Here is a 3,135-nt window from a genome sequence, read left to right on the forward strand (position 1 = left end):
TTTTTGGGTTGACAACCGGTGCGGCTGTAATGAAAATAAACTCAGGACTGGGTTATATTCCTGTTTCTTATGCTGATTTAACCGATGACAATGAGTTTTGGAAAGGATGTCAAAGTTGTGTGAACTATGAGATTTTGATGAGTAAGCAAAGACAAAACTGCTTATGTACAGCAATGCTTTATGACCCACAAGCCAAAAAAAATCATATTGAAGAACTTGCTTTAAGGAAAGACTTCAAGAAAGAAATCAAATTGTTTGACCGTTGGGTCAGATTAAAAAAGTATGTGATGTTGAAAATAAACAAGTCTAAAGACAGTGTAAGCAGCATCTTTTTATAAAAAATATTAACCTATTGCCTAATTGAATAGTGATGAAAAAAATCGTTTTAGCTTATAGTGGTGGACTTGACACCACATTTTGTGCACTTCACCTCTCAAAAGAATTGGGGTATGAAGTTCATGCAGTATTGGTAAATACTGGGGGATTTTCAAATGAGGAATTAGAAACGATCGAAAAAAGAGCTAAAAGTTTAGGAATAGCTTCATTTAAGGTACTGGAAGTAGTAGAAACCTATTATCAAGAAGTAATCAAATACCTGATTTTTGGCAATGTTCTGAAAAATCAAACCTATCCCCTTTCTGTTTCTGCCGAAAGAATTCTTCAAGCTAAATCATTGGCAGAATATGCCAAAACAATTGGGGCAAAATCCGTAGCTCATGGCTCTACCGGAGCTGGAAATGACCAAGTAAGGTTTGATATGATATTCCAGACGATTGTTCCGGATATCGAAATCATCACTCCTATTCGTGATTTAAAACTGAGCCGTCAGGAAGAAATTGATTATTTGAAAAAACATGGAGTTGAAATGAACTTCGAAAAAGCCGCTTATTCTATCAATAAAGGAATTTGGGGTACATCAGTGGGTGGAAAAGAAACTTTGACTTCTTCGGATTATCTACCAGAATCTGCTTGGCCAACACAAATAACCGAGAAAGAAGCAAAAGAAATTACTTTAGGTTTTGAAAAAGGTGAATTAAAATCTGTCAACGGGAAGGCTTATCAGCATGCCGTAGATGCCATTCAAGAGGTTCAGAAATTAGCAGCACCATTTGGAATTGGTAGAGATATTCACGTGGGTGACACAATTATTGGCATCAAAGGTAGAGTTGGATTTGAAGCAGCTGCACCAATTGTTATTATCAAAGCGCATCAATTACTTGAGAAACACACTTTGACCAAATGGCAGATGTTCTGGAAGAATCAGCAAGCTGAATTTTATGGCAATCACCTTCACGAAGGTCATTACCTTGATCCAGTTATGCGAAATCTGGAAGCCTTTTTACAGAGTACCCAGGAATATGTAACCGGAACCGTCCGTGTTCTTTTGCAACCTTATCGCTTTACCTTACTCGGGATTATTTCAGATCATGATTTAATGTCTGCCAAATTTGGTAGCTATGGCGAAATGAATAAAGGTTACACAGCCGAAGACGTAAAAGGATTTACTCGAATTTTGGGTAATCAAACAGCGATTTTCCATAAGGTAAACGGAGAAAATGACTAAGATAAAAACAGCCATAATCGGTGCCGCAGGATATACTGGGGGAGAATTGCTAAGAATCTTAGTAAATCATCCTCTCTGCGAGCTGGTTTATGTGCATAGCAATAGCCAAAACGGGAAAAAAGTAACTGAGGTACACCCGGATTTAATTGGAGATACTGAATTGATATTTACTGATCAAGTTTCAACAGAGGGAATTCAAGCCGTTTTTCTAGGTCTTCCACATGGGCAAACAAAATCATTTTTGGAAGAAAACCCTTTTCCTGCTGAGACTGTGATCATTGATTTGTCTACTGATTTCAGAGATGAGTCTCATGGTTTTATTTATGGACTGCCGGAGGTGAATTCGGATAAGATCAAAACAGCGAAGAAAATAGCAAACCCAGGTTGTTTTGCCACTGGGATCCAATTAGCTCTCGCTCCTGCTATCGCCTCTGGATGGGCAAAAGAAACAATTCATATTTCTGGAATTACTGGAAGTACAGGTGCAGGTAAAAAACTTGCTGAAACTTCCCATTTCAGTTATAGATCTTCAAACATGTCTGTGTATAAATTATTTACACATCAACATCTGAAGGAAATAAGGCAGACTTTTAAGCAGTTGAATACCAATTTCCAAGCAGAATTGCTTTTTGTCCCGTATCGCGGGAATTTCCCTAGAGGTATTTGGGTGACAGCTTATCTTCCTTATGGAGGTACTTTAGAAGAAGCTAGAAAAGTATATCAGGAATTCTACAAGGATGCAGCTTTTACACACGTTTCAGATCATGACATTGATATGAAGCAGGCGGTAAACACGAATAAGTGTATAATTCATTTACAAAAAGAAGCCGGTCAATTGGTGATTTATTCTGCCATTGATAATTTGTTGAAAGGTGCTTCCGGGCAAGCTGTTCAGAATTTTAATCTAGCATTTGCTTTAGATGAAAAAGTAGGGTTGAGTCTGAAAAGCATTGCATTTTAAATTATCTGACCTTTGGTCAAATTTCTTTTTTCTTTAAGCTTATAAATAATTCAAGATGAACTTATTTGATGTATATCCGCTCATCCCTGTAACTCCTATTAAAGCAGAGGGAACAAAACTTTGGGATGATCAAGGGCAAGAATATTTAGATCTTTACGGAGGGCACGCAGTTATTTCTATTGGACACTCACACCCTCACTATGTTAAAAGAATTCAGGACCAACTGAATCAAATCGCCTTTTACTCCAACTCTATTCATATTCCTATACAAAAGGAATATGCTGAGAAATTGGGTGAATTATCCGGTTATCCTGACTATAATTTATTTCTATGTAACTCAGGCGCAGAAGCAAATGAAAACGCGATCAAGTTAGCATCATTTGCAACAGGAAAATCTGGTTTTATTTCATTCTCTGGAGCTTTCCACGGAAGAACTTCTGCTGCAGTGGCTTTGACAGATAACCCGAAAATCATCGCACCTTGCAATGCAAGAGAAGATTTTCAAATTCTTCCTTGGGGAGATTTACACGCAGTGGAACTCCGGGTTAAAGAAGGTAATATCGCCGGAATTATTATTGAGGGAATTCAGGGAGTAGGTGGAATTCAGGTC

3 protein-coding genes and 1 pseudogene are annotated in these 3,135 nt (G+C 37.7%); all 4 read left to right on the forward strand.

Annotated features, from left to right (window positions below):
- Positions 1 to 338: pseudogene (locus Q0L68_RS18665) on the forward strand (GNAT family N-acetyltransferase); the annotation flags it as partial.
- Positions 339 to 370: 32 nt separating this feature from the next.
- The gene (locus Q0L68_RS18670; protein ID WP_296705766.1) at positions 371 to 1,564 is read left to right on the forward strand and encodes an argininosuccinate synthase domain-containing protein; all 1,194 of its coding nucleotides are present in this window, start codon (positions 371 to 373) and stop codon (positions 1,562 to 1,564) included.
- Complete coding sequence (argC, locus tag Q0L68_RS18675; protein ID WP_296705767.1) at positions 1,557 to 2,525, forward strand: N-acetyl-gamma-glutamyl-phosphate reductase; 969 nt, start codon at positions 1,557 to 1,559, stop codon at positions 2,523 to 2,525. The genes Q0L68_RS18670 and argC overlap by 8 nt, the downstream gene beginning before the upstream one ends.
- Before the next feature lie 55 nt (positions 2,526 to 2,580).
- On the forward strand, positions 2,581 to 3,135 hold a 555-nt coding region (locus Q0L68_RS18680), incomplete at its 3' end, for an aminotransferase class III-fold pyridoxal phosphate-dependent enzyme (protein WP_296705768.1).

Source organism: Algoriphagus sp. (assembly GCF_024642405.1).
GTDB lineage: Bacteria > Bacteroidota > Bacteroidia > Cytophagales > Cyclobacteriaceae > Algoriphagus.

Excerpts from the sequence above, each read along its gene's own strand:
- Q0L68_RS18670 (WP_296705766.1), top strand. The coding sequence starts at position 371 with ATGAAAAAAATCGTTTTAGCTTATAGTGGTGGACTTGACACCACATTT.
- argC (WP_296705767.1), top strand. The coding sequence starts at position 1,557 with ATGACTAAGATAAAAACAGCCATAATCGGTGCCGCAGGATATACTGGG.